At 64.3% G+C, this 24,604-nt stretch carries 24 protein-coding genes; 12 read left to right on the top strand and 12 right to left on the bottom strand.

Annotation, left to right across the window (positions count from 1 at the left end; genetic code table 11):
* The first annotated feature begins 20 nt into the window (after positions 1-20).
* Positions 21-947, top strand: a complete 927-nt coding sequence (locus V3391_RS05170) for a M48 family metallopeptidase (protein WP_425497199.1) — start codon at positions 21-23, stop codon at positions 945-947.
* Between the two features lie 81 nt (positions 948-1,028).
* Here V3391_RS05170 and V3391_RS05165 read toward each other — a convergent pair whose 3' ends face one another.
* The 4 genes from V3391_RS05165 to gluQRS form a co-directional block, all read right to left on the bottom strand.
* Positions 1,029-1,775: a beta-ketoacyl-ACP reductase gene (locus tag V3391_RS05165; RefSeq protein WP_332077335.1), complete on the bottom strand. Its 747-nt coding sequence runs from the start codon at positions 1,773-1,775 to the stop codon at positions 1,029-1,031.
* A 67-nt stretch (positions 1,776-1,842) separates the two neighbouring features.
* Entirely contained in the window at positions 1,843-2,334 is a 492-nt protein-coding gene (phaR, locus tag V3391_RS05160) for a polyhydroxyalkanoate synthesis repressor PhaR (protein WP_332077334.1), read from the bottom strand.
* Positions 2,335-2,491: 157 nt separating this feature from the next.
* Positions 2,492-3,232: an acetoacetyl-CoA reductase gene (gene phbB, locus V3391_RS05155; RefSeq protein ID WP_332077333.1), complete on the bottom strand. Its 741-nt coding sequence runs from the start codon at positions 3,230-3,232 to the stop codon at positions 2,492-2,494.
* Positions 3,233-3,283: 51 nt separating this feature from the next.
* Positions 3,284-4,192, bottom strand: coding sequence for a tRNA glutamyl-Q(34) synthetase GluQRS (gluQRS, locus tag V3391_RS05150; RefSeq protein ID WP_332077332.1), 909 nt, complete (start codon positions 4,190-4,192; stop codon positions 3,284-3,286).
* A 146-nt stretch (positions 4,193-4,338) separates the two neighbouring features.
* Here gluQRS and htpX point away from each other — a divergent pair, with 146 nt between their 5' ends.
* Positions 4,339-5,244, top strand: coding sequence for a protease HtpX (gene htpX, locus V3391_RS05145; RefSeq protein WP_332077331.1), 906 nt, complete (start codon positions 4,339-4,341; stop codon positions 5,242-5,244).
* A 161-nt stretch (positions 5,245-5,405) separates the two neighbouring features.
* Here htpX and V3391_RS05140 read toward each other — a convergent pair whose 3' ends face one another.
* Positions 5,406-5,732, bottom strand: a complete 327-nt coding sequence (locus V3391_RS05140; protein WP_332077330.1) for a DUF1244 domain-containing protein — start codon at positions 5,730-5,732, stop codon at positions 5,406-5,408.
* A gap of 235 nt (positions 5,733-5,967) precedes the next feature.
* Here V3391_RS05140 and folD point away from each other — a divergent pair, with 235 nt between their 5' ends.
* The 3 genes from folD (at position 5,968) to guaA (ending at position 10,118) form a co-directional block, all read left to right on the top strand.
* Entirely contained in the window at positions 5,968-6,843 is an 876-nt protein-coding gene (gene folD / locus V3391_RS05135; protein ID WP_332077329.1) for a bifunctional methylenetetrahydrofolate dehydrogenase/methenyltetrahydrofolate cyclohydrolase FolD, read from the top strand.
* A 118-nt stretch (positions 6,844-6,961) separates the two neighbouring features.
* A complete protein-coding gene (gene guaB, locus V3391_RS05130; protein ID WP_332077328.1) occupies positions 6,962-8,419 on the top strand; it encodes an IMP dehydrogenase in 1,458 nt (485 codons plus the stop codon).
* A 118-nt stretch (positions 8,420-8,537) separates the two neighbouring features.
* Positions 8,538-10,118, top strand: coding sequence for a glutamine-hydrolyzing GMP synthase (guaA, locus tag V3391_RS05125; RefSeq protein WP_332077327.1), 1,581 nt, complete (start codon positions 8,538-8,540; stop codon positions 10,116-10,118).
* 146 nt (positions 10,119-10,264) lie between these two features.
* Here guaA and V3391_RS05120 read toward each other — a convergent pair whose 3' ends face one another.
* Together V3391_RS05120 and V3391_RS05115 are read right to left on the bottom strand one after the other, a co-directional pair.
* Positions 10,265-12,514, bottom strand: a complete 2,250-nt coding sequence (locus tag V3391_RS05120; protein ID WP_332077326.1) for a S8 family peptidase — start codon at positions 12,512-12,514, stop codon at positions 10,265-10,267.
* A gap of 1 nt (position 12,515) precedes the next feature.
* Positions 12,516-13,586, bottom strand: a complete 1,071-nt coding sequence (locus V3391_RS05115; protein WP_332077325.1) for an AAA family ATPase — start codon at positions 13,584-13,586, stop codon at positions 12,516-12,518.
* Between the two features lie 357 nt (positions 13,587-13,943).
* On the opposite strand from V3391_RS05115, the gene V3391_RS17805 reads away from it, so the two are divergent.
* Entirely contained in the window at positions 13,944-14,174 is a 231-nt protein-coding gene (locus tag V3391_RS17805; protein ID WP_425497198.1) for a helix-turn-helix domain-containing protein, read from the top strand.
* On the opposite strand, the gene V3391_RS17800 is transcribed toward V3391_RS17805, so the two are convergent.
* A complete protein-coding gene (locus V3391_RS17800; RefSeq protein ID WP_425497197.1) occupies positions 14,099-14,323 on the bottom strand; it encodes a peptidoglycan-binding domain-containing protein in 225 nt (74 codons plus the stop codon). The genes V3391_RS17805 and V3391_RS17800 overlap by 76 nt on opposite strands.
* Between V3391_RS17800 and V3391_RS05110 the strand changes: the two genes are divergently transcribed.
* Together V3391_RS05110 and V3391_RS05105 are read left to right on the top strand one after the other, a co-directional pair.
* A complete protein-coding gene (locus tag V3391_RS05110) occupies positions 14,322-15,671 on the top strand; it encodes an SWIM zinc finger family protein (protein ID WP_332077323.1) in 1,350 nt (449 codons plus the stop codon). The two genes, V3391_RS17800 and V3391_RS05110, sit on opposite strands and share 2 nt — an antisense overlap.
* Before the next feature lie 146 nt (positions 15,672-15,817).
* The gene (locus V3391_RS05105; protein ID WP_484498375.1) at positions 15,818-18,412 is read left to right on the top strand and encodes a DUF6493 family protein; all 2,595 of its coding nucleotides are present in this window, start codon (positions 15,818-15,820) and stop codon (positions 18,410-18,412) included.
* On the opposite strand, the gene V3391_RS05100 is transcribed toward V3391_RS05105, so the two are convergent.
* From V3391_RS05100 to V3391_RS05090, 3 genes are read right to left on the bottom strand one after another with little or no spacing between them, the layout of a single operon-like run.
* Entirely contained in the window at positions 18,353-18,670 is a 318-nt protein-coding gene (locus V3391_RS05100) for a hypothetical protein (protein ID WP_332077321.1), read from the bottom strand. The two genes, V3391_RS05105 and V3391_RS05100, sit on opposite strands and share 60 nt — an antisense overlap.
* 32 nt (positions 18,671-18,702) lie before the next feature.
* On the bottom strand, positions 18,703-19,263 hold the full coding sequence (locus V3391_RS05095) for a hypothetical protein (RefSeq protein WP_332077319.1): 561 nt from the start codon (positions 19,261-19,263) through the stop codon (positions 18,703-18,705).
* A complete protein-coding gene (locus tag V3391_RS05090; RefSeq protein ID WP_332077318.1) occupies positions 19,260-19,754 on the bottom strand; it encodes an RNA polymerase sigma factor in 495 nt (164 codons plus the stop codon). The genes V3391_RS05095 and V3391_RS05090 overlap by 4 nt, the downstream gene beginning before the upstream one ends.
* Positions 19,755-19,892: 138 nt before the next feature.
* Here V3391_RS05090 and V3391_RS05085 point away from each other — a divergent pair, with 138 nt between their 5' ends.
* From V3391_RS05085 to V3391_RS05070, 4 genes are all read left to right on the top strand, one after another.
* Positions 19,893-21,332, top strand: a complete 1,440-nt coding sequence (locus tag V3391_RS05085; RefSeq protein WP_332077317.1) for an amidohydrolase family protein — start codon at positions 19,893-19,895, stop codon at positions 21,330-21,332.
* A 128-nt stretch (positions 21,333-21,460) separates the two neighbouring features.
* Complete coding sequence (locus V3391_RS05080; protein ID WP_332077316.1) at positions 21,461-21,610, top strand: hypothetical protein; 150 nt, start codon at positions 21,461-21,463, stop codon at positions 21,608-21,610.
* Between the two features lie 171 nt (positions 21,611-21,781).
* Positions 21,782-22,417, top strand: a complete 636-nt coding sequence (locus V3391_RS05075; protein ID WP_332077315.1) for a hypothetical protein — start codon at positions 21,782-21,784, stop codon at positions 22,415-22,417.
* Positions 22,418-23,013: 596 nt separating this feature from the next.
* The gene (locus tag V3391_RS05070; protein WP_332077314.1) at positions 23,014-23,781 is read left to right on the top strand and encodes a hypothetical protein; all 768 of its coding nucleotides are present in this window, start codon (positions 23,014-23,016) and stop codon (positions 23,779-23,781) included.
* An 87-nt stretch (positions 23,782-23,868) separates the two neighbouring features.
* Here the strand turns inward: V3391_RS05070 and V3391_RS05065 are convergent, their stop codons facing one another.
* Positions 23,869-24,501, bottom strand: a complete 633-nt coding sequence (locus tag V3391_RS05065) for a rhomboid family intramembrane serine protease (protein WP_332077313.1) — start codon at positions 24,499-24,501, stop codon at positions 23,869-23,871.
* Between the last annotated feature and the right edge of the window lie 103 nt (positions 24,502-24,604).

The following is a 24,604-nucleotide window of genomic DNA, read 5'->3' as shown; positions in this document are numbered from 1 at the left end:
GACCGGTCAGGGGAGACGAGATGAGACAGGATCCTTTCGGCGGCGGTGACCGTCGTCAGCCCGGACGCGCGCCGCGGCGCCGCTTCGGCATGCGCTTCATCGTGCTGCTGCTGTTCGCGGGCTACGGCGCCTATTACTACTTCTCCAACCAGAGCGTCGACCCGGTGACGGGCGAGACCGTGCTGATCGATCGCACGCTCGACGTGAAGCAGGAGAAGGCGCTGGGCCTGGAGGCCTACCAGGAAATCCTCGGCCAGGAGCGGCCGGTCGATCCCGACAGCGAGATCTCGAAAGAAGTCCGCCTGATCGCCGAACGCCTGATCGCCAAGGTCGACGTCGTCGAAGCCGAACTCGCACGCGAACACGGACTGGAACCGACCCGCTTCTCGCAGAGCTTCGAGTGGGAGGTCAACGTGCTCGAATCCGACCAGGCCAATGCCTTCTGCCTGCCGGGCGGCAAGATGGCGGTCTACACCGGTCTGATTCCGGTGGCGAAGAACGCCGATGCGCTGGCCGTGGTGATGGGCCACGAGATCGCCCACGCGCTGCTGCGCCACGGCGCGCAGCGCATGGCCCAGCAGAAGCTGACCCAGGTCGGCCAGATGGCCGGCGCAATGAGCGGCATGGATCCGCAGCAGCAACAGATGGTCATGGCCGCGATGGGCTACGGCTATCTGCTGCCGTACGCGCGCAAGCACGAAACCGAAGCCGACAACGTCGGCCTGATGCTGGCCGCCGCCGCATGCTTCGATCCGCGCGAAGCCGTGCCGCTGTGGGAGCGCATGTCCGAGGCCAGCGGCGGACAGGCGCCGCCGGAGTTCTCGTCCACGCATCCCAATCCCGGCACCCGCATCCAGACACTGGAAGCGCTGATGCCCAAGGCATTGGAGTACCGCGCGAAGTTCTGCGAGGACGCGCAGGGCGAGACGGCGACCGCGCTTCGCTGATCCGAGGCCGGTTGGCAGGCAACGGCCGGTCTTACGGTCCCGAGAAGATCGAGCGCGCTTTCCGGGCGTCGCTCGCAGTCTTCAGAACCCCATCAGCAACCCGCCGTTGACCGGCAGATTGATGCCGGTGATGTAACCGGCATCGTCGGCGACGAGAAACACGACCGCGCGTGCGATGTCGTCCGGCTGGCCGACGCGGCTCACCGGCACGCTGGCGACGGTGCGGGCGAGCACCTCGGGCGGCATCTTCGAGGTCATCGGCGTTTCGACATAGCCGGGCGACAGGCTGTTGACAGTGATGCCCTTGGCCGCGACTTCGCGGGCCAGCGACATCGTGAACCCGTGCAGACCGGCCTTGGCCGCGGCGTAGTTGGTCTGGCCGAAGTTGCCGGTCTGGCCACTGACCGAACTGATGTTGACGATGCGGCCGAAGCCGCGCGCGACCATGCCCTCGAGTGCGGCGCGGCACAGGTGGAACGCGCTGTCGAGGTTGATGCGCAGCACATCGTCCCACTGCGCGGTGTCCATCTTGCGCAGCGTCGCGTCGCGGGTGATGCCGGCCGCGTTGACGAGGATGTCGAGCCGGCCGTGGCGCGATTCGACGTCGGCGATTGCAGCCGCGCAGGACTCGGCATTGCCGACGTCGACGGCGAGCGTGGTCACCGGCAGGCCGGCCATGTCGGCGGCGAACGCATCGAGGCGCGCGGCGTCGGCCTGCAGATCGGCGGCGACGACGTGCACGCCGCGTTGCGCGAGTTGCCTGCAGATGGCGCGGCCGATGCCGCCGAGGCCACCGGTGACGATGGCGACGCGTGGTGTCTGGGTCATGCTGGGGATTCCGGAAGCGGACACGACAACGGCGCGGAATCCGCGCCGTGCCGGTGGTGCGGAAGGATCAGCGGCCGCGCTTGGGCGGATCGCGATCGGCAGGCTTGGCGCTCGGCGTCGCGGCGCCGACCATCGTCTTCTGGAATTCCTTCCACAGGTCGAGGTTGCGCTCGGTGAGCTGGTTCATCATCGTCCACGGCGTCTGGCCGAGCAGGCCGCCCATCTGCTGGCGGAACTGCTGCTGCTGGTCGAGGAAGGTCTGCATGGAGCGCTCGAGGTAGTTGCCCATGAAGCCCTGCATCGAATCGCCGTAGAAGCGGATGATCTGGCTCAGCAACTGGGTCGACAGCACCGGCTCGCCGTCGGACTCGTGCTCGGAAATGATCTGCAGCAGCACCGAGCGGGTGATGTCGGTGCCGCTCTTGGCGTCGCGGACTTCGAAGTCCTCGCCGTCGACGATCAGCTGGCGGACGTCTTCGATGGTGATGTAGCTGGAGATTTCCGTATCGTAGAGGCGACGGTTCGGGTACTTCTTGATGATGCGCACGGCACTGCTCATGAAGCCAACACTCTGATCCTTTGATGCTGCGCAGCATGGCGCAGCGGATTGGGGGGCGCAACTGGACGAAGGGGCTGAACGGGGCCGCGCCGCGTCGCGACGCGGGCCGTCCAAGCACATACGGTGCCGTCGGTCCGCGCGCGATGCGCGGCGCGCGTCACCAGCCCATGTGGTGGCCGCCGTTGATGTCGAGGTTCGAGCCGGTGATCCACGCGGCTTCGTCGGCGACCAGGAAGTTCACCGCGTAGGCGATCTCCTCCGGGCGGCCGAGGCGACCGGTCGGAATGTCGGCGGCGATCTTCGCGCGCACTTCCTCGGGCACCGCCATCACCATGTCGGTGGCGACGTAGCCGGGCGAGACCGTGTTGACGGTGATGCCGAGCTTGGCGTTCTCGCGCGCCAGCGAAATCGTGAAGCCGTGCATGCCGGCCTTGGCCGCGGCGTAGTTCGCCTGGCCGTACTGGCCCTTCAAACCGTTGATCGAGCTGATCTGGATGATCCGGCCCCACTTGCGATCGCGCATGCCCTCGATCACCGGGCGCGTCACGTTGTAGACCGAATTGAGATTGGTGTTGATGACGTCCTGCCACTGCAGCGCGTGCATCTTGTGGAACGTGCCGTCGCGGGTGATGCCGGCGTTGTTGATCAGGATGTCGATCGGGCCGAGCTGCGCTTCGACATCGCGCACCATCTTCTCCGCCTCTTCGTGATCGGACACGTCGCCCGAGGCGATCGCGATCTCGTAACCGGCATCGCGCATCTGCGCCTGCCAGGCCTGCGCCTTCTCGGCGTTGCGGTAATTGGTCGCCACGCGATAGCCGTTGTCGGCCAGCCGCTTCACGATTGCCGTTCCGATACCGCCGGTGCCGCCGGTCACCAGTGCCACGCGTCCGCTCATGCCGTCCTCGTCTGTGGGGTGCGCTGCCGGTCCGACAGCGGGTTTTGCAGTCTATGCATCGCGCGTTGCAGCAGTGTTGTGCGATGCAGCAATTGCGATGTCGTGCGTCGGCACACGTGCGATGTCGAAGTGTGCGGTCGCGTGTTCGAGAAACTCAGACGGCGTGTCCGCGTCGATCCCCGCTTGCCCCAGCGCGTGCCAGACCACGTGCAACGTGGGCATCGGGTCGCGGGCATCGACGGGTAGGGCAAGTTCCGACTTCGACAGCTTGCGGCCGTCGCCATCGAGCAGCAGCGGCAGATGTGCGTAGCGCGGCGTCGGCAGACCGAGAATTCTCTGCAAGAGGATCTGCCGCGCGGTGGAGTCGAGCAGGTCCGCGCCGCGCACGACATCCGTGATGCCCTGGTCGCCGTCGTCGACGACGACCGCGAGTTGATACGCCCAGAAGCCGTCGGCGCGACGCAATACGAAATCGCCGACTTCGACATCGACGCATTGCGTCTGGGGTCCGCGGATCGCGTCGACGAACTCGATCGTCGTGCCCGGTTCAACGCGCAGGCGGATCGCGGGATCGGGGCGCGTGCCGCTCGCACGACACACGCCGAGATGACGACCGTTTGTTGCCGCGAGATCGGCGCGGCTGCAATGACAGACGAACGCGTGCCCGCGCGCGAGCAGAGCGTCGACGACGGCGGCATAGCGCGCATCGCGCGTGCTTTGCACGAGCACCGGTCCGTCGTGCCGCAGACCGAATGCCTGCAAGGTCGCCAGTTGCCCTTGCGCCGCGCCGGCGACCTCGCGCAGGCGATCGACGTCTTCGATGCGGACGGCCCAGTTGCCGCGCGCCTGTCGCGACATCACCCAGCTGCCAAGCGCGGCGAGCAACGAGCCTGCATGCAGTGGACCGGTGGGCGAGGGCGCGTAACGTCCGCGATACGCGGACGCATCGGAAGCGCGCATCAAACTGTCTGGCACATGAACTGTCATGGGGTCGCCACTGTGCCTTGCACGCTGCCGAATTGAAATCGTGCGTTCGTGCACGCAGATTGTCGCGTCACGTTTCCATCTCCGCCTGGCGCAGGCGTCATCCGGACTCAAGGTACCCAATGTTCAAGCGTTTCGGTCTACTCATCGCCACCAATCTCGCCGTGCTCGCGCTGGTCAGCATCGTCATGGCGATCTTCGGCATCAATCCGTCCACCTACGGCGGACTGTTCGTGTTTGCGGCCCTGTTCGGCTTCGGCGGCGCGTTCTTCACGCTCGCGATCTCGAAGTGGTCGGCCAAGCGCGCGACCGGCGCATACGTCATCAAGGACCCGCGCGACGAATCCGAGCGCTGGCTGGTCAACACCGTGCGCCGCCAGGCCGAGCAGGCCGGTATCGGCATGCCCGAGGTCGCGATCTACGACGCGCCCGAGATCAACGCCTTCGCCACCGGTGCGAACCGCAACAACGCGCTGGTCGCGGTGTCGACGGGCCTGCTGCGCTCGATGACGCGCGATGAAGCCGAAGCCGTGCTGGGTCACGAAGTCGCGCACGTCGCCAACGGCGACATGGTGACGATGACCCTGCTGCAGGGCGTGCTCAACACCTTCGTGATCTTCCTGGCCCGCGTGGTCGGCCGTGCGATCGACGGTTACCTCAACGGCGGCCGCGACAACGGCGGTGGCGGCATCGCGTACTTCGCGATCGTGTTCGTGCTGGACATGATCTTCGGCCTGTTCGCGTCGATGATCGCGATGTGGTTCTCGCGCTACCGCGAGTTCCGCGCCGACGAAGGCGGCGCCGCGCTGGCCGGCCGCGAGAAGATGATCGCCGCGCTCGAGCGCCTGGCCCAGACCTACGGCCAGAGCACGATGCCCAAGACCATCGCCGCGTTCGGCATCAGCGGTGGCGTGGGGCACGGCCTGAAGAAGCTGCTGATGAGCCACCCGCCGCTTGAAGAACGCATCGCCTCGCTGCGCAATGCCCCGCCGAGCCGCGATTCGGTGCGGCAGGGGATCGTGGCTTGATCCATCGGCCAATGTGACTAGCGAAAAGCCCGCCGAAAGGCGGGCTTTTTGTTTCCGTCATTTTGTACGGGTCATTCCCGCCAAGCGCGCGCTAGGGGGCTCGCCACTCCCGAAACCCGTCATTCCGGCTTTCGCCGGAATGACGGTATGGGGGCGTCAAATCAGCCAGCGTGTTTCTTCTGCGCCGCCTCGAACGCCGCCAGCTGTTCCGGCGTCGCCTCCTTCTGGTGCTGCGCCTTCCATTCCGCGAACGGCATCCCGTAGACCGCCTCGCGCGCCGCGTCCTTGTCCAACGCCATGCCTTCCGCATTGGCTGCGTCGCGGTACCAATCCGCTAGGCAGTTCCGGCAGAAGCCGGCGAGGATCATCAGGTCGATGTTCTGCACGTCCGGACGCGCGTCGTTGAGATGCGACAGCAGGCGTCGGAACGCGGCGGCTTCGACGCGGGTGCGGGCGTCGTCGGACAGGGTGGGGGTGACATCGGCCATGGGGGGAACTCCGGGTGCGTGAAGCCCCACAGGATCGGGGCGTCGCACACCCCCTGCAAGTCAGAGCGCACCTGTGTGGGAGCGCGCTTGCGCGAAGGACGCTCAAAGTCAAAACGCATCGCGCGCGAGCGCGCGCCCACATCTGCGGGCTCTGGCGGAGGGACGCGCGCGGCACCGCAAGGCTCCCGCCCGCGAAATCGGGGACAATAGCCGCCCCTCGACGCACGACCTCCGCATGACCGCCGCTGATCCCACCCCGGCCCGCATCCTCGACGGCAAGCGCATTGCCGACACCTTGCTCGACCAGCTGCGCGTGCGCGTGGATGCGCGCGTCGCGTCCGGCGGGTCGCGCCCGGGGCTGGCGGTGGTGCTGGTGGGCGGTGATCCGGCCTCGCAGTCCTATGTGCGCAACAAGCGCCGGGCGGCGGAGAAGGTCGGCATCCAGGCCTTCGATTTCGATCTGCCCGTCGGCACCACCGAAGGCGAACTGATCGCCCTGATCGACCGGCTCAATGCCGATCCGGCCGTGCATGGCATCCTCGTGCAGTTGCCGCTGCCTGGCATTCCCGACGCGACCCACATCATCCATCGCATCGATCCGCGCAAGGACGTCGACGGCTTCCATCCCGAAAACGTCGGCCGCCTCGCGCTGCGCCAGTTCGGCCTGCGCCCGTGCACGCCGCGCGGCATCACCACGCTGCTGGCCTATACCGATCGCCCGGTGCGCGGTGCCAGCGCGACGATCGTGGGCGTCAGCAATCACGTCGGCCGGCCGATGGCGCTGGAACTGATGATCGCCGGCTGCACCGTCACCACCTGCCACCGCTTCACCCCGTCGGAGGTGCTGCGCCGGCACGTGGGCGAGGCCGACATCCTGGTCGTCGCGGTCGGGCGTCCGTCGCTGATTCCGGGTGACTGGGTGAAGCCGGGCGCGGTGGTGATCGACGTCGGCATCAACCGCATCGAGGACGGCCGCCTGGTCGGCGACGTCGGCTTCGACGCCGCCGCGCAGCGCGCCAGCTGGATCACGCCGGTGCCGGGCGGGGTGGGGCCGATGACCGTGGCCACGCTGATGCAGAACACGCTCGAAGCTGCCGAAGCGGCGCACTGATCCCGGCATCGCCGGTCCCCGGGACCGGCGCAGATGCACGCCTGCGGACCGCTGCGTTGCCTGCGTCGAGGCCTCAAACGCGCTAGAATGGCGCGCTTCCTCCTCCCCGGCACCCCGCATGCTGCGCATCCAGGCCGAAGCACTCACGTACGACGACGTATCGCTCGTTCCCGCCCACTCCTTGATCCTCCCCAAGGATGTCCGGCTCGCCACCCGCCTGACGCGCGACCTGCGCCTGAACCTGCCGATCGTCTCCGCGGCGATGGACACCGTCACCGAAGCCCGCCTCGCGATCGCGATGGCCCAGCTCGGCGGCATCGGCATCGTGCACAAGAACCTCAGCGTCGAGCGCCAGGCCGCCGAGGTCTCGAAGGTCAAGAATTTCGAAGCCGGCGTGATCCGCGAGCCCTTCACCGTCGGCCCGGACACCACCATCGGTGAAGTCCTGCGCCTGACCCGCGCGCGCAACATCTCCGGCGTGCCGGTGGTCGACGGCAGCCGCCTGGTCGGCATCGTCACCGGGCGCGACCTGCGCTTCGAGACCAAGCTCGACGATCCGGTCCGCAACGTGATGACCAAGCAGGACCGCCTGATCACCGTGCGCGAAGGCGCCAGCGACACCGAAGTGCTGGCGCTGCTGCACAAGCACCGCATCGAGAAGGTGCTGGTGGTCAACGACGATTTCGCGCTGCGTGGCCTGATCACGGTCAAGGACATCCAGAAGGCGCACGACAACCCCAACGCCGCCAAGGATGCCGACGAGCAACTGCTGGTCGGCGCCGCCGTGGGCGTGGGCGGCGACACCGAAGCGCGCGTCGAAGCGCTGGTGGCGGCCGGCGTCGACGTGATCATCGTCGACACCGCGCACGGCCATTCGCAGGGCGTGCTCGACCGCGTCAACTGGGTCAAGAAGACCTATCCGCAGGTGCAGGTGATCGGCGGCAACATCGTCACCGGTGAAGCGGCGAAGGCGCTCGAAGATGCCGGCGCGGACGCGGTGAAGGTCGGCGTGGGTCCCGGTTCGATCTGCACCACGCGCGTCGTCGCGGGTGTGGGCGTGCCGCAGGTCACCGCGATCGACATGGTCGCCGAGGCCCTGCAGGACCGCATCCCGCTGATCGCCGACGGCGGCATCCGCTACTCGGGCGACATCGGCAAGGCGCTGGTCGCCGGCGCATCGACGGTGATGATCGGCGGCCTGTTCGCCGGTACCGAGGAAGCCCCGGGCGAAGTCGAACTGTTCCAGGGCCGCAGCTACAAGAGCTACCGCGGCATGGGCTCGCTGGGCGCGATGGAGCAGGGCTCCAAGGACCGTTACTTCCAGGATTCGTCGGACGCCGACAAGCTCGTCCCCGAAGGCATCGAAGGCCGCGTGCCGTATCGGGGTGCGCTGGGCGGCATCATCCACCAGCTCGCCGGCGGCCTGCGCGCGACCATGGGTTACGTGGGCTGCGCGACCATCGAAGACATGCGCACCCAGCCGAAGTTCGTGAAGATCACCGGCGCCGGCCAGCGCGAGAGTCACGTGCACGACGTCACGATCACCAAGCAGCCGCCGAACTACCAGGCAGGCTGAGGCCGCGGCATCACGCACCGATCCGGGATTCGCGAAAGCGGATCCCGTTTCGTATCCGGCCTCCACACACCGCACCTCCAGCGCTACGCGCCACCACATTCCAGACAAAGCCACGCCGATGACCGACCTGCACAGCGACAAGATCCTGATCCTCGACTTCGGCGCGCAGTACACGCAGCTGATCGCCCGCCGCATCCGCGAGCTGGGTGTCTACTGCGAAATCTGGGCCTGGGACCACGATCCGGCCGAGATCGCCGCGTTCGCGCCCAAGGGCATCATCCTCTCGGGCGGCCCGGAATCGACCACCGAGCACGGCTCGCCGCGCGCACCGCAGGAAGTGTTCGACAGCAATCTGCCGCTGCTGGGCATCTGCTACGGCATGCAGACGATGGCCAAGCAGCTGGGCGGCGAGACCGAAGCCGCCGACGCACGCGAATACGGCCACGCCGAAGTCGCCATCGTCGCCAAGGACAGCCTGTTCGAAGGCCTCAGCGACCACGCCGGCGCCCAGCGTCTGGACGTCTGGATGAGCCACGGCGACCACGTCAGCGCCGCGCCGCCCGAGTTCACCGTCACCGCCAGCACCGACCGCGTGCCGGTGGCCGCGTTCGCGAACGAGGACAAGCGCTGGTACGGCGTGCAGTTCCATCCCGAAGTCACGCACACCAAGCAGGGCCTCGCGCTGCTGCGCCGCTTCGTCGTCGACATCTGCGGCTGCGCCACGCTGTGGACCGCGGCCAACATCATCGACGACCAGATCGCGCGCGTGCGCGAGCAGGTGGGCAGCGACGAGGTGATCCTCGGCCTGTCGGGCGGCGTGGATTCGTCCGTCGTCGCCGCGCTGCTGCACAAGGCCATCGGCACGCAGCTGACCTGCGTGTTCGTCGACACCGGCCTGCTGCGGCTGGGCGAGGGCGACCAGGTCATGACGACCTTCGCCGATGCGTCCAGTTCGCATGGCCTGGGCGTGCGCGTGATCCGCGTCGACGCGCGCGAGCGCTACTTCAGCGCGCTCGCAGGCGTGAGCGATCCGGAAGCCAAGCGCAAGATCATCGGCAACCTGTTCGTCGAGATCTTCGACGAAGAATCCAACAAGCTCAGCAACGCCAAGTGGCTGGCGCAGGGCACCATCTATCCCGACGTCATCGAGTCGGCCGGCAGCAAGACCGGCAAGGCCCACGTCATCAAGAGCCACCACAACGTCGGCGGCTTGCCCGAGCACATGAAGATGGGCCTGGTCGAACCGCTGCGCGAGCTGTTCAAGGACGAAGTACGGCGCCTCGGCGTCGAACTCGGCCTGCCGCGCGAAATGGTCTACCGCCACCCGTTCCCGGGCCCGGGACTGGGCGTGCGCATCCTCGGCGAGGTCAAGGCCGAGTACGCCGACATCCTGGCCAAGGCCGACCATATCTTCATCGAGGAACTGCGCCGCGCCGACCTCTACGACAAGACCAGCCAAGCCTTCGCCGTGTTCCTGCCGGTCAAGTCCGTCGGCGTCGTCGGCGACGCCCGTGCCTACGAGTGGGTGATCTCACTGCGCGCCGTGGAGACCATCGACTTCATGACCGCCCACTGGGCGCACCTGCCGTACGACTTCCTCGGCCGCGTCTCGAACCGGATCATCAATGAGGTTCGCGGCGTCTCGCGTGTCGTCTACGACATCAGCGGGAAGCCGCCGGCGACGATTGAGTGGGAGTGAGCTTGCATCCGCGGTACTGACTGATCAAACAGACAAGCCCGCTGCGCGCGGGCTTATCTTCGACACGTCCAAGGCGGCAACGTTCGCTCGGCCGCTGGCGGGGATGATCGCTCTCGCGCTGCAGTGCTGTCGCCGTGCGGCCAGATCTAAATCTGGATTTCAGCGCGTAACGGCACTTCAGATAGCACGTTGAACTGCTGCAAAACCTGTGTGCCAAGATCATCGACGTCCGGGACGCGCATGCGCACCACGAGGGCGAAGGGCAGTGCACTTGGCTGTTCGGCCGAAGGTAAGGGGCGACCGGTTATAGGGTCGCGAATCGTGTCGGCGTCATTGCCGCCTTCCTCTCGGCCTTGGTATCTGATCAGGAAACTGGGATTCGTCAGGAAAGTGGGGTCGAAGGTCTTTTCCTTATGACGGCACGTCTCCCACTTCAACGCATCACGGCGCAGCGTCTGTTCGGCGTCGAAGTCCGTTCCGCTGAAGAAGCCTGCAGACGTCACGCTGTCCGGCTGAAAGCGCACCTCTAAACCCGAGCGCGTGTAGTTGACCGGATGCGCAGGGTCCACCGGCGCCCGGTAAGCGAACGTGGCAGCGATGCGAATGCGCCCGGAGGTGACCATCCCGGTCGGCAACGGTACGGCGGCACGAATGGGTTGGCCCTTCGCGATCATGCCCTGATACATAACGACCACTTCGTCCGGCGCGGAGAAGAGGATGTCGTCGACCGACTCCGGAAGGATGCCCCAGCCGACATCTGTCTGGTTGTGCAGACGGGAGTTCCACTGAGCTCGCGAGATCAGCAGGGCATGGAGCATGATCGGCTGGATGTCCTGGGCGACGCTGGCACGAACCCCGGACGCGAGCCGCAGCGCCAGAGGCGCGGAATAGCTGGTTCCCAAGCGGGTTTGCACAAGACCCGTCGCGGGATCGAACAAACGAATCGGCGCCCCTGGTGCGCCGCCGAAAGCCGCGGCGTCGGGTTTGACGAGCCCGGGGCTGCGCCCGGGACCTAAGCAGCTGTAGGGCGCACGCAGTGCGCGGCCGTGGTGGCCGTCACAAGCGCCCACGGCGAAGGCGTTGACGGCGTCCGCAGGCGGCTGGATTCGGCCCAGATCCGGTCCATGGACGCCGTCATTTCCTGCGGCGACGGTCATAAAGAGATCGCCGAGCGACAAGAAGTCGTCGAGTCGGACCGTCCACTCATGCGGATCGTCGTCAACGATCGGCATCCGCGGTCCTAAACTGAGGTTTGCCAGCGTATATGGGTCGCCGGCATCGCGCGCGCTCTTAAGCGTGTTCACAATCCGGTCGATGACGTCGGCCACTCGCAAATCCGTCGCCGTACTCGGAAGCACTCGGACGTGGTCGATGTTGCAGTAAGGCCGCGGCAGGGTGCTCTGGGCAGCGCCGATCGAGCCGAATAGGAATGCTGAGCTGACAGACTGGCCGTGGGCGAGTTCCGTCGCCGTCCCGGGGACGCCGGGCGCGTCCATCGCGGTCACCCAGGGCAGCAGCCCCGAAGTGCAGCCGCCGTCAAAGATCACCGCGCGCAATGACTCATCGACGGCCGGTTCGTCCGGAAGAGGCGGCGCCGCTTCAGCCGACCGAGTCACGGAGGCATCAACATCAATGGGATCCAAACTCAAGAACGGCATGTTGCGGATTGCCCGCAGATGCGTGAAGTCCTCGATCCCTCGGATCAGGGCCGGCGCGGCAGCGGCGTCAACGTGCAGCGGAACGAACGTCAGGCCGCCCACTGTGCGCGCGCGGTCACGATCAACCTCGCCACCCAGTTGCCGCACGCGCTCGATGAAGGCGTTCACGATGTCGCGGTCTTCGAAGGACGCGTGTAGGAGCGTCTCCGCCCACCCGTCAAAGTGCGCCAGATCGAGGCCCCGCTTGCGGTCGCTGGCAGCGAACGGCTCGACGCGCTCGAGGCGATTGACCTGCTCGATCATGGCGATCGAGAGTTGGGTGTTCTGCAGCAACTGTGAGGCGCGGGCGTAGTCGCGTTCGGTGCCTGCCACTATGAGTGTGGCGGTCGGCATTTCCTTGAGCTCTTTGTCACGCACCATTCGACGGGGTGTTACGTCGGTCGCGCGCGATCCAATGAGGCGCAGGCCAGACGCCGAAATCAGGCTTGCGGGGAAGTAGCTCTTGGCCAAAAACTGCGGGTGGATCGTCAGCTTGGCCGCAACTTCTCCCCGCGGCATGAGCGATGATTCGGCCTCGCGTGCGAGGCCGACGAGCCGGTCCAGAACAGGGACGAACAGCGAGCGTTGCTGTTCGAGGCTGTAAGGCTCGGGTTTCTTACGACTGCTGCCAGTCCACGCGCCGTCCTGGATGAGTCGCTCGCCGTGTCCGATTAACAAGTTGCGCCGGGGTATATTCACGCTAGTCCTCCGAGATGACCTTTAAGTCACGCAGCACTGTGGTGTGCGAGACCCCAAGCTCCTTTGCGATCTGATGGGCACTCTTGCCGGCTTCGTGTAGGGTCGCCACGACATTTCTGCGGCTTTCCACTTGCGACTGCGCTTTAAACTGCTCCGCGACCATGATCTCGAGGGCGGCCTCGAAGTCGATCTGCCCCAGAACAGCGCGCTTGCGTGCGGCCGTGACCAGCCGCGTCGCATTTGAAATGGGCTGGCCTTGGAGCCGGCGGCCGAGACTGGTGGCGAGCGACGGAGGCACGCCGAGCGACTTCAGCACGCTGCCTACTTGTTGGCTCGACGGAGCGGGAAACTCGATCGTAGCTTCGAACCGACGCACGATCGCCGTGTCCAGGAGTGACTCGTGGTTTGTCGCCGCTACCAGTAGCGAGGGGCCGCTCCACTGGTCCACCGCCTGCAGCAAGACATTGACGATGCGCTTGAGCTCGCCGACGTCTTGGTCGTCGCTTCGACGCTTACCCAAGGCGTCGAATTCATCAAGGAACAGCACGCACGCATGGGTGCGCGCGTACCCGAGCACCTTTGTGAGGTTCTGCCCGGTTTTGCCCAGGTAGCTGTTCATCGTCGCCGCGAGGTTCAGCGTGGCGAGAGGCATGCCCAGTTCGATCGCGAGCCATCGGGCAGCTAGGGTCTTGCCAACACCGGGCGGACCGTGGAGCAGGGCCGTCTTGATTGGATGTAGGCCTGCCGTGATCAGCGCGTCCTGCGCATGCCACTCATAAACGATCTGCCGCAGTTCGGCCGCAACGGACCGGGGCCAATGGGGCATCGCTGACAGAATGGGCTCGGCCTCAACGGACAGCAGATCCGGGACCTCCGCGGGTCCGGCGGTGGGCGCCAACCGGGTGAGCGCGGATGTCTCGGCCAAGCCCGAGGCCAGCGCAGCCGCCAATTCGGGGCTCACCGTGCGCATGAGCTGGGAGAGCCGCGTTGCCCGTAGGCGGAAGCGCGTCGCCTGGCCATGGACTCCCTCTTGCATCAAGGCGACCCATTCCCGTCTGAGCTGATCTTTCACTGTTGAAGCCCTTGGAACAAATCGGAACTAATTGGAACATATTTTACTAGATGTTCCAAGCGTCTGTGGGGCGGCAGAGGAGAGCTACGAGCACGGCGAACAATGATGGGGCGCCACATTAGGCAAAGTGTCTTCCGCAGTCTTGGCAATCCAGCCAAACGTAGTCGGTCGTGCTAAGGCGGATGCCGGACCATTTGGGCGCTTGCTGACTTTGGCGATCAAACAAATCGCCTGATGCGCCGATTTGTTTGATTGATATTTTCCTAGTCGTCCTATTCGGCGACATATGAACACCCCCCCTACCGCCATAACGTCCGGTCAATCGCACAATTGGGGCAGCCGACCGGCGCCTTGTGCGTGGCGCGCAACCTTACCCAAACGGAGCTGGCCGAGCATGCAGGCGTGTCCAAACAGACGGTCGAACGCCTGGTGGCGGGGGGAGTCGGTGGTGGAGAGCCTTGTTCTCAGTCTTGTCGTGGACGCGTTATGACGAGCGCTGGGGCTTCTTTCTCTTACAACCTCACGCCTAAAGCACTCAGCGTTTCTGTCGTCATCGTCCCGGTAACGCCGAGCCCGTGCGCTGTTTGAAAGGAGCGCAGCGCAGCTTGTGTCTGGGTGCCCAAGACCCCGGCCTCCGCCATCGATGAACACCCGAGCTGACTCGGCAGCAGATGGCGATTTCGGTATCCTCGCAAAGCAGCGGGGAACTGCGTCGGCCAGGGGAAGGCTGTAAACATGTTCGAGCACGCCTACAGGTACGCGAGACCGTCATCGCTTCGGACTGGCGCAACGCCGCGCCTGACACTCGAGACAAGTGGTCCCGATTCCGACCCGAACCCTCATTTCTTTGAAGGTCGACTACGCCAGCCGCGGCTGGTTGCCGAGCTTCTGACAGCGGTCCATCTGATCGTAGGCGCAAGATTCTTCACGCCGGCCAACAGCGTCGAGCGCGCGATCGCGCTGGCCGATCCCGTTGTAACCAGCGGTGGTGGCCTCCTGCGGTTCGAGGGATTTTCTTCCTGCTGCAGTGCCTACATACGTGTCGACCTGCTACCGGATGCCTACGAAGGCGATGTCGTCGGCAAAGGCACGACCAATGTCGATTTCAACGCACCCATGCGTGCTGCCCTCGCGTCAGTTCGCGACGAAACAGGCCTTTCGCTTTCGGTAGGAAGTGATGTAGTCACATTGCGGTCGGGCGGACTCGATGTAACGGAACGCAAGGTGCCTTTGCCCACGCGCTGGCTGCGGGGCATGGTCGAGGTGCAGTCATATCAGGCCGGAATGCGACTTCGTCTGCAGGCCAAGCCGATCGAGGCTTTGCGCTTCCTGCGCACGCTACCGAAAACCTCCACCAGCCGTACGCCTCTCTGGATATCGCGTGTCGCGAATGGCCTGGCCTCTTCAACGCGTCCATCCTCAAGCGGGGTTCGGATCACGGAGGTCGCCCGTCTGAGAGTACTGCAGGCACTTCTACCCCGTGCTACCAGTCTGTCAGTGTTCGCGGACGACACACATCAAGCGAGTACATGGGTTCTCGACTTCGGGTCCGCACGTCTGAGCTTGGTGCTGAGCAGTGAGGTCTGGCGGGGGTTTTCGGGCGAGGGCCAGGCCCTTTTGTCACTGATCCGCGCTGGCGATGGAGATGCCCGGACACTGGCACATGTGCGTGCAGCACTGAACTGGCAGGCAGCGATCGAAGCCAACGAGTTGGCTGCCCAGCTCGGTGTTGATTCCGGCGCGGTCGATGATGCCTTGCGCACCTTGGGGGCGTCCGGTCTTGTCGGATTCGATGTCAGCCTCGGACGCTTCTTCCACCGGGTGTTGCCATTCGACCTGACGAAGATCGAAGACCTGCATCCTCGCCTGGCTTCGGCAAGGGAGCTGCTCGCGACCTCCGCTGTCCAGGTTCTCGCCGATCGACCTTTTACTGCGACCGTCAACAGTGGTGGGGTGCAACATCGCGTTCTCGAAAAGAACGATGAGCTGCATTGCACATGCCCTTGGCATGCCAAACACCATGGCGAGCGGGGTCCGTGTAAACATGTGCTTGCCGCATCAGTACTACGCGCAAGCAATCACTGAGGGGCACATCGCGTATGGCCAAGGTCTTTGCCCCTGAGACACCCATCGAACATGCAGTACACGAGGGTGACTATGGGCTCACACTCCAGCTTCTCCGCGAGCTGCCGCGGCAAGAACGTCTGATGCACCGCGCGAGCTCGCGTCGCATGAAGAAGCTCATTGACGATTGCCGCTGGTATGCAAGCGTTGCCGCCTTGGCAGCGTGGGGAGGCGCCCCGACAGATGCTCAGGAGGACGCGATGTTTGCGGTCCTCGTGGTCTGTGGGACTGCGCAAGACATCGCCTCCACCTACGGTGCAAGTCGCAACAGCCTGGTGTCGCTGTGCGAGGAATTCAGGCCAGAGTGCCTCCCAGACCTCGCCGCAACCAAGCTCGCCGACAGCCCATTTTCCATCGAGATCGTGCAGGAACTGATCGCCGCCGGTCTCGTATCTCGTCCTGATAGCGACGACTACACTCTGGGATTGATCAGCCTCGTCGGATCGCGTGCACTACACAGGGTCTGGGCGGCGGACCCAGGCCTTCGCGCCGTGATTCTCAGGGTAATGGAGATCGAGGGGACCCGGGAGCACAGCCTGGCCGCGGTCGATACCTACAGTCCCAGGAACCAGTCCTGGGCCCACTCTCTGGTCCAGTGGCGTGATGAAGGCATCTTCTCGCAGGAAGAGCTTCTCGATCGGACCTTGGCGGCGCTTGCAAAGGACTGGCCGCAATTTCGCTCTGGGTGGTTCTCGAGATTTCATGGCGATCTGGATCCGGATGCCGCTCTTCTGCAGGCGCGCGCCCAGCGATACCTCGGTCTCTGTCATTCCCGGATACCGCCAACGGTTTCGTTGGCGCTGGCGGTCATCAGGAAGCTCGAGGCGACAGCGGCGATCGATGATGCGGCACTGTCAGAGGCCTTGCGCCCCGTTATGCACTCACAGGTCAAGAGCCAAGTGCTCGCAGCTCTGAAGCTGATCGATGCTCGGGTGAAGCGAGACGTAGCGTTTTCCGCATTCGCATCGGATCTGGTGATTCCAGCGTTGGCACACGAGTCGGCTGACATTCAAGCGCAGGTTCTGGCTCGTCTGAAGCAGTGGGGGTGCAGCGCGGATCAACGCGATCAGATTTCTCGCTACGCCGATGGAGTCGCGGCGCTTCATCGTCAAGCCTTCGAGGATTTGACCGGTCTGTCGAAGATCATGATCGAGCCTTTCGAGCACCTGCCAGCCGAGCCTCGTCGAGGCCTGGGGCCAATCAGCCCACTCGCGTCCGAACGCCGCCTCGATGTTCCCCTGGGGGATGACGCGATCGTGGCGTGCATCTCGCATGTATTCGAGAACTCTCACGACACGGATGCGTTCGAGATCGCCTGCAGCGCGCTGCTGGAGGCTGCTCCCTTCGAGCCCGCCTTGCGCGAGCGTCTGGGGCCAGTCATCAAGCGCGCAACAAAAGTCAGAACTGTTGTTGCGAATGAGTTGGCATGGCTTTTACGTGTTCTTTCCAGTGATTCCACTTCGTCCCCGGTGGACCAAAGGGAGAACAACCCTTGGAACTGCGATGCGCAGAAATTTCTCCGACAGCGCACGGATCGCTGGATCGCGCTGGCATCGCGAGGCCACCGTCTCCCACCGATCTCGTCGCCGACGCATCGTAATGGCTTCATCGAGCCAACCGTTCTTGTAAAGCGTCTAGCCGACTATGCGAGATCCGGCTATCTACCAGACGTCGAAGATCAGGTTCACGCTCTGCTGCGTCTCGCCCCGGCTGGGAGCGAGAACGCTTTACCGGAGGCAAGAACGCTTGAACTGATGCCGTTCGCGCGTGCCTTGCGTTATGCGCTTGGCGATGACATTGAGGCTGACGCGGCGTATCCGGAGCTGTTTGCGGCGGCGGCGCGTATTCGCCATCCGGGAACCGACGACATCGCGCTGCTGAACCTGATCGGCGACACGGGGCCGGATGGAGCCATTGCCGCACGTCATAGCTGGCGTTGCGCGCCTTGGAAGAACTACGTCGGCGGCGTAGTGACGAACAGCTATCCCGCACTTTTCCTGGACTCCCGACCTCCGGCGCGACAGGTCTCTTCCAGGATGCTTGCGACCCACAGATACCAGTACAGGTCGGAGGAGACCGAGGCCAGGCCATTGGACCAGGAGTTCGGGGGTCTCGAAGAGGATGTCCTGAGATTCTCCGCCACGATCTTCCCTTCGTGCATGGATGGCTTCTTTGCCGATGGCGCCCGCGCAATCGGTAACAACCTCGACTGGGCAAGTGCTCGTTGGGGGGACAAGGCATATCTGGACACTCTCCTCGACCCGGCTTTTCCGATGACGCCGATGGCCAATGCGCTCCTGGCGCTTGGCCTGGCCGTCAAGGAGCCAGGGCAGAGTGCACTTTCGACTGACATCCTTGCGGCGACGTGGATGGACGGGCGTTTGGACGTCGGTGCGCTCGCGACAGAGATAGGCGATCTATCGAAGACGCCATTGATCAAGGTGGGGCGCTATGTTCGAAGCTTCCAAGCAGCAATGCGACTTGAGCCGAGCTTGCATCAGCCCGTGTTCGCATTTCTCTGCAAGATTGTCGAGTCGTCACCGCAGCGCCCACAGCGAGACATTGCGAAGGTTCTGGAGATGCTTATCGAGATTTCAATGACCTATGGTCACGCGCGACCAACTTCTACGCAGTCCGCACTTTCAGAAATGCCCTTGAACGGAAAGGCAAAGATTGCTGCGAATGCGTTGTTGACTTACTAACTCCACCGGAGCACGCGCACTTCGAGTACATCGATGCGGTGATTCCACTTGATGTAAGTGTTGTCCGGCAGACCGCCGCGCATCAGCGATCGGCCAGCCCGGAGAGGGCGCGGCGCATGAGTTTTCGATGGCGGCGCCCAGATTGTCTTGGGCGTTGGTGCGGGCAGCGGCCGCGCCGCGCAGGATCACGATCTCGGCGTCGATGGCGACCGTAAGCACTTCGACGAACAGTTCCGCCTTGAACTGACTTTCGGCCATACCTGGCGCGCTTGTGCCGTTTATCCAGAGCATCACGCTAGCCGTCGCATTGCCCGGTATTCACGAAGACGTCGACGGCCCTGCCAACGCGAGAGCCAGAGTGTTCCCAGCGCGCAAATCGCCGCGTAGACCAGCAGGTCCCGGGCAGGTGCTTGCCAAGCAGGGTCACCGAAAGCGAATGCGCTGATCGCGCCGATGATGGCGTAGGCGAGCAGGGCAATTGCGGCGATCCGGGCAATGCGCAGCTCACGCAGGCCGGCGCGCAACTGCGTGAGCCGGGAGTGCGCATAGGTGCGCACGCTCTGTGCGGCGTCGACCGGAGAGGGCTGCGTGTTACGTAGCAGCAGCCACCAGATGGTGGGCAGGTAGGCGACGAAGAAGGGCATCACTAGCCAGTACGCAGGTGTTGTCGCGGCGCCGAACAGCGGCCGCGCCAGAAGCGCGATTCCGGCGAGTGTCAGCGCGATCTCGAGGCATCGCCGAAGCCGGCGATGCGAGCGGGTGCGATGCACGCTTGCCGCCAGCGCCGCGCCGTCGGCCGGTGGACGCGCAGTCTGCCAGGCGGATTGCATCAGCTTGTCGAACTCGGTCATACGATGTCTTCCTGCGAAAGCAGTGTTTTCAGAAGGGCGCGGCCTCGATGCAGACGCACCCCGACGTTTTCCTGCGAGATTCCAAGCAGGCTGGCGATCTCGCCGTAGTCGAAGCCCTCCAGCTGGAGCATCAAGGGTTGCCGCAGGCGCAACGGCAGCGTGACGAGCGCTTCGAACAGCCACTCGCTACGTGCACGCTCGGCTTCATCGGTGGTGGCGGGGTCGGGAACGTCGTGCTGGATGGGATCCAACTGCAGCGGTGCGGGCGCACGCGTCGCGGTGCGCACATGGCTGGCGCCGAGGTTGTGTGCGACCCGCAGAACGAATGGCAGTAGCCGGTCGTGCTCGCGCAGCGTCGGCAGGGCCTGCCAGATCGCGAGCAGCACCTCCTGCATGAGCTCTTCGCGCAGCGCGGGGTTGAGCTCGTAGCCGCAGACAGCGCGCCACAGTTGCGGATGGAAGGCGTTGACCTGGGACCACGAAGGCGGCATCGGACTCGGATTCGGTGGGATCAGATAGTCAGTCGTCGAGGAGTGCCGGTTTCTTACAACAGATTTTGCGCGAGGTTGTGCGTAAGAAACCGGGTGGACGGCGCGACTGAAGCGGGTACACCCACACCGGATTTCAACATGCATCGTCTCATCTCGTTGTCGCTCGCCGGCGTGTTGGCCTGCGGGCCCGCGCTGTCCCTCCAGGCGGCTTCGAAGCCACTGGCACTGGACCGGGTGCGCATCGTCGACCTCGAAGCGGGTCGCAGCGGGGAAGCGCAATGCGTTCGGATCGAGCAGGGACGCATCACGCGCATCGCGAGTGCCGGCAGCCGTGCTTGTCGACGTGGCGCCACCGTCGTGGCGCTCGATGGCCGCTATCTGATGCCTGGTCTTATCGACATGCACGCGCATCTGACGCTTGGCCCACTCGAGGTGCGCCGGGAGGGAGAGGAGGTGATCATCGAAGCACTGCCCGACGACGCGATCGCCGACCACAATGCTGCACGGCTGGTTGGATTCGGCATCACCACGATCCGCAATTCCGCGGGCGATCTCGCGGCGGCCATGCGCTATCGCATGCGGCGGACCGAGGGCGCGGTCACCGGCCCCGAGAGTTTCGACGCAGGCAAAGTGCTCAACGACGCCGCCCTGCCAGGCCTCGGCATCGGCGTGCGGACGGTGGACGACGTGCGCCAGGCCGTGGCCGCGCAGGTCGAGGCGGGCGCCGACTGGATCAAGCTCTATACGGGTCTGACGCCCGCGTTGCTGCAGGCCGGTATCGACGCGGCGCATGCGCATGGCCGGCCGGCGGTGGCGCATCTGGAGGAAGTGGCGTGGACGGAGGCGTTGCCGATGGGACTGGATGGCATCGTGCATCTGATGCCGATCAGCCCGGATCTGCTGGCCGCTCAGGATGTCGAGGCATATCGTGAAGCGCGCCGCCCCGGCACGTTCGGTTTCTTCGAGTGGTGGGAGCGTTTCGATCCTGAGGGCGCGGAGGCTGACCGCATCGTTGCCGCTTTCGATCGCTACCGTCCCGTGTTTGACGCCACGCTCGTCGCCTTCCATGCCGCATTTGTGCAGGACCAGGCCGACAGCCGCTATCTGGATGAGGCCCGGCGCTACGCGCATCCGCGTTTGTTCGAGAACTGGACGTCGTTCTTCACTTTCGCGATTGGCTGGGAGTCAGACGACTTTGCGCGCGCACGCGCCGTGTGGCCGAAGGTGCAGCGCATGGCCGTGCGTCTGTACGCAAGCAATGCACGCATGACGATCGGCACCGACATGAGCAATCCCTGGATCGCGCCGGGCATCAGCTTTCATCGCGAGATGAACCTGTTGGCCGATGCCGGTGTTCCGACCGCACGGATACTGGCTGCTGCGACGTGGCAGGCAGCCGATGCATTGGGAGCAGGCGATCGCCTGGGGCGGGTGGCGATTGGCTACGAAGCCGATCTGCTGGTGCTCGATGACAACCCGCTGGGGGATCTGGCGCATGCGCGTGAGGCGCACGCGGTGGTCGTCGATGGCCGCTATCTCGATTCGGCTGCGCTTGCCACCTTGCGGGGTGACGAATGAGCCCGCGCGAAGAGCGTGTCGTGCCAGAGGCTGCACGCAGAGTCAGGCGACCGTGGCGCTGGATCGCTCTTGGCGGCGTCGTTTGCCTGCTGGCTTGGCTCGCACTTGGCATCGGATTGGTCACAGGCGTGGAGAGGACGACACGCCTGGTGCTGGTCACCGTTGCAGCGGTCGCCACCGAAGGTCTCGTCTGGCTGAGCGCCGCGCTGCTCGGGCTGCGGGTATTCGAAGCCCGCCGCCAACTGTGGCAGACCCTGCGGGCACGTGTGCTGCGCTGAGACACGTCTTGGAAGAAAACGGGCGCAGCTTGGCGCCCGTTCTGGCATCACATCTGCTTTTGGTCCCCACAGAGAATGCCCAGCGCAATTGGAATTGCTGCCTTAGTCATCACGGTGATGTCGCGCTTCAACACCCTTTAACGCGGGCTCGCTTAGCTTTCGAGCCACGACATGGAGAGCAGAATCATGGGGCGATTGGCGGAGACACTGAAGTGCGTAGGCATCGCTGCACTGAGTCTTTCAGCCTGTTCAGTGGTGCTGGGTCGCGAGGCGGCGCGCGCGGGTCAAACGATTATCGAAAGCAAGGAAGCGTTCGTAGAGCTACTCGCTGCGCTGCCAGAAAGTGATCCGAAGACTCGGGTCGCGCTCCTGTCTAGAACAGCGGATCTTGAGAAACGTGATCTGCGGCATCTCACCGCGCACGATCCCACTGCCTATTTTCGCTCGGATGCGTATCCGAACAGCGTTGGCCTCGTGAGCGTCGATTACGGCGTGGGGCCAAGCTGGCTTGACCCGGAACGGCCGATAAGCTCGATCCGCTTCAACTTCGTGGAGCGCGATGCAGATCTGGCGACCTGCGTGCAGTTTGGCCTTGCGCGGGCCGCTCTAGGCTTGCCCGTCGACAGTGTGCCGCGGCGTGTGCCGACCGCGGCACTTGATGTGGGCTATCGCCAGCGGGACGAGCGCAAGAGCGTACGCGCGAACATCGGAGTGGCGACAGATGGACGCGTTGCACCATGTCTTCAAGCGGCTTGGATCAGGTTTCATCAAACGCCCCGCGGCGAACCCATCGAAGACGATCAGTGATACGAAAGCGGACCTCTACCGGAGGCGCTGTCGCGGCTCTGGCGGGGTTCAACGGCGGCACTGAGATGCCAGCTAAAACGGTTTGCCTGATCAGGTAATGCCGCAGTCCAAAGAGGTGGCGCGGCACGTGCGCCAGTCCAGAATTGCAACAACAAGAGGCGCAAAATCTTGCGTGGTGCGGAAGTAGCGCCCCCGACAAGACATATCAGGTCAATACCCGATACGGCCATCACTACTGGCGCCAAGAGATCGAGGGAGCGCGTGAGCAGCATCGTAGCGATCTACCGCCAAAGCAGAAGCCGCCCCCACTGCTTTCAGGCCTGCACAACGCTTCAGCGCACGTCTTCCTGCACGCTTGCTAGCACTTCGTTCCGCACGCGTGACGAGCGCGAACGATGTGCCTCGACCCTCGACGCAGCAAAGCGAATGCCCCTTGTCAAACTGGGCCGTCCTGTCACCCTTGAACCTCAGCACAGGATGCACCTGCGTCCGTGCCTGGAGGAAAACAACGCATGAAGCTATCTCGGATGTCGAGGCTCGCCCTTTTCTGCTGCCTGCTCTTGGGCGGAGCAAGTGTCGCCGCAGAAGGACCGCCCGTGCCTCCCCAACAGGAAGATCGCACCGGCGCGGTTGACCTGCGAGGACTCCCGGCAAAAATGAGGTCCACACGGGCGAAGTTCGAGTTCTTGCAGCATTGCTCCGCTTACTGGCGAATGAAGGTGCACTACGAGCGAAACCGGGACGAACCCGGGAGCATTTTCAACAACCCTGGCGCCGTGGCGGCGAAGCCGCCGATCGAGCGACGTCTGTTCGAGCGCAGCCAGGCAATCATCGCTGCGGGAGATCCCGGCTGCGAGCACTGGATGCGCGAAGTCTCGATTCCGGATGCGAATTGGCAGTTCTACAACGCCACGCTTGCGGAGGCACTGGACGGGAGCGGGGCGGCAGCGCTCTGCTTCGTCGCGAGCTCATGGAACCCGCTCGACGTCCTAGGATCGGTCTATCCATTCCTCAGCCGTAACTACGCCCGTCATGCACGTCACTTCATCGACCGCGAGATCGCGAATGGTTCTTGGCCGATGGTGCTGGCGGCATACAACGCGCAGCGTGCACATCACGGGGTGCAGACCGCAGTCACGCTCTCCAAGGAGAGCCGCTATCTTTGGTCGCGGCTCATGGAGCTCGGTGCTCACAATCCCGACTTTCGATCTGCCTACGCCCAGGACGCTGCAGAGCATGGTGCTGGTTTGACGCCGACGCAATTTGCCGAAGCTGATGCAGAAGCGAACGCGCTATATCGCGGAGCATTCGCGTCTCGTCAAATGACGGAAGACGAGTTCTATGAGAACTGCGGAAACTTGTAAGGTGCTCGCTAGAGGCCGCTGCACCCTCGAAGCGCGGCGCTCTCAGCATCAATGCCGGCTTGCGGCCAAAACCTGACATCTCACACGTTAGACAGCGCCTGCTGGCGTCGATCTTGCACTTCGGCACAGCGAGGCAATCAGATAGCCGAGCAACAGGCCCGCGACATGTCCAGGCTTCGGATAGTGGGCGTAGATCAGATCGAGCATCAGGGCTAAGGCTATCGCGAATACGACCGGCAGTACCAAAGACTTCGAACGGTCGATTCCCTTCGCTGCCAACCAGAGCCCAGCGCCCGCAATTGCCATGATCGCCTGCGATGCGCCGGTACCCAGGTTCCACGGCGGCGTGTAGATGGGCTCGCTGATCAACATCGCGACTGAGCCGCCTATCAGCCAGAGCACGAGCATGCGGACGAAACCCATGTGGCGCTCGACAGCAGTGCCGACTAACAGTAGGCAGAACACGTTCGACAGCATGTGCGGCTGCTTGACGTGTACCAGCTGTGCGGTGACCAGACGCCAAAGTTCGAGTTCACGAATGTATTTGAAGCGCAGACCGTAGTTTTCGAGTTCAACGATCCTGACGCTTCCGAGCCACGCCCCGCTGATTTCGATCGCCGCGAGAACGCTCATGGCTGCCGTTGCTGCACAAAGCAGAAGCGTGCACCAGGGAACGCGGCGCGATGTTGATGCCGCGATGAATGGTTTCGGGTGGGTCATCCAAAGTCCTTTTGAGAATCGCATGGCCGCTGGGCGAGCATCGCCAAACAGAAATGCCCTTCCGTGCGGTTTCCGTTGCCTCCGGATCTCAGACCGTCGCGTC

Origin of the sequence: Luteimonas flava, assembly GCF_036584485.1 — a bacterium.
GTDB lineage: Bacteria > Pseudomonadota > Gammaproteobacteria > Xanthomonadales > Xanthomonadaceae > Luteimonas > Luteimonas flava.
Note: the sequence above shows the minus strand (reverse complement) of the source record. Positions and strands in the feature narration are given on the sequence as shown.

Coding starts and splice junctions, on each gene's coding strand:
- V3391_RS05170 (WP_425497199.1), top strand. CDS start 21: ATGAGACAGGATCCTTTCGGCGGCGGTGACCGTCGTCAGCCCGGACGC.
- V3391_RS05165 (WP_332077335.1), bottom strand. CDS start 1,775: ATGACCCAGACACCACGCGTCGCCATCGTCACCGGTGGCCTCGGCGGC.
- phaR (WP_332077334.1), bottom strand. CDS start 2,334: ATGAGCAGTGCCGTGCGCATCATCAAGAAGTACCCGAACCGTCGCCTC.
- phbB (WP_332077333.1), bottom strand. CDS start 3,232: ATGAGCGGACGCGTGGCACTGGTGACCGGCGGCACCGGCGGTATCGGA.
- gluQRS (WP_332077332.1), bottom strand. CDS start 4,192: ATGCGCGCTTCCGATGCGTCCGCGTATCGCGGACGTTACGCGCCCTCG.
- htpX (WP_332077331.1), top strand. CDS start 4,339: ATGTTCAAGCGTTTCGGTCTACTCATCGCCACCAATCTCGCCGTGCTC.
- V3391_RS05140 (WP_332077330.1), bottom strand. CDS start 5,732: ATGGCCGATGTCACCCCCACCCTGTCCGACGACGCCCGCACCCGCGTC.
- folD (WP_332077329.1), top strand. CDS start 5,968: ATGACCGCCGCTGATCCCACCCCGGCCCGCATCCTCGACGGCAAGCGC.
- guaB (WP_332077328.1), top strand. CDS start 6,962: ATGCTGCGCATCCAGGCCGAAGCACTCACGTACGACGACGTATCGCTC.
- guaA (WP_332077327.1), top strand. CDS start 8,538: ATGACCGACCTGCACAGCGACAAGATCCTGATCCTCGACTTCGGCGCG.
- V3391_RS05110 (WP_332077323.1), top strand. CDS start 14,322: ATGTTCGAGCACGCCTACAGGTACGCGAGACCGTCATCGCTTCGGACT.
- V3391_RS17800 (WP_425497197.1), bottom strand. CDS start 14,323: ATGTTTACAGCCTTCCCCTGGCCGACGCAGTTCCCCGCTGCTTTGCGA.
- V3391_RS05105 (WP_484498375.1), top strand. CDS start 15,818: ATGAAGAAGCTCATTGACGATTGCCGCTGGTATGCAAGCGTTGCCGCC.
- V3391_RS05100 (WP_332077321.1), bottom strand. CDS start 18,670: ATGGCCGAAAGTCAGTTCAAGGCGGAACTGTTCGTCGAAGTGCTTACG.
- V3391_RS05095 (WP_332077319.1), bottom strand. CDS start 19,263: ATGACCGAGTTCGACAAGCTGATGCAATCCGCCTGGCAGACTGCGCGT.
- V3391_RS05090 (WP_332077318.1), bottom strand. CDS start 19,754: ATGCCGCCTTCGTGGTCCCAGGTCAACGCCTTCCATCCGCAACTGTGG.
- V3391_RS05085 (WP_332077317.1), top strand. CDS start 19,893: ATGCATCGTCTCATCTCGTTGTCGCTCGCCGGCGTGTTGGCCTGCGGG.
- V3391_RS05075 (WP_332077315.1), top strand. CDS start 21,782: ATGGAGAGCAGAATCATGGGGCGATTGGCGGAGACACTGAAGTGCGTA.
- V3391_RS05065 (WP_332077313.1), bottom strand. CDS start 24,501: ATGACCCACCCGAAACCATTCATCGCGGCATCAACATCGCGCCGCGTT.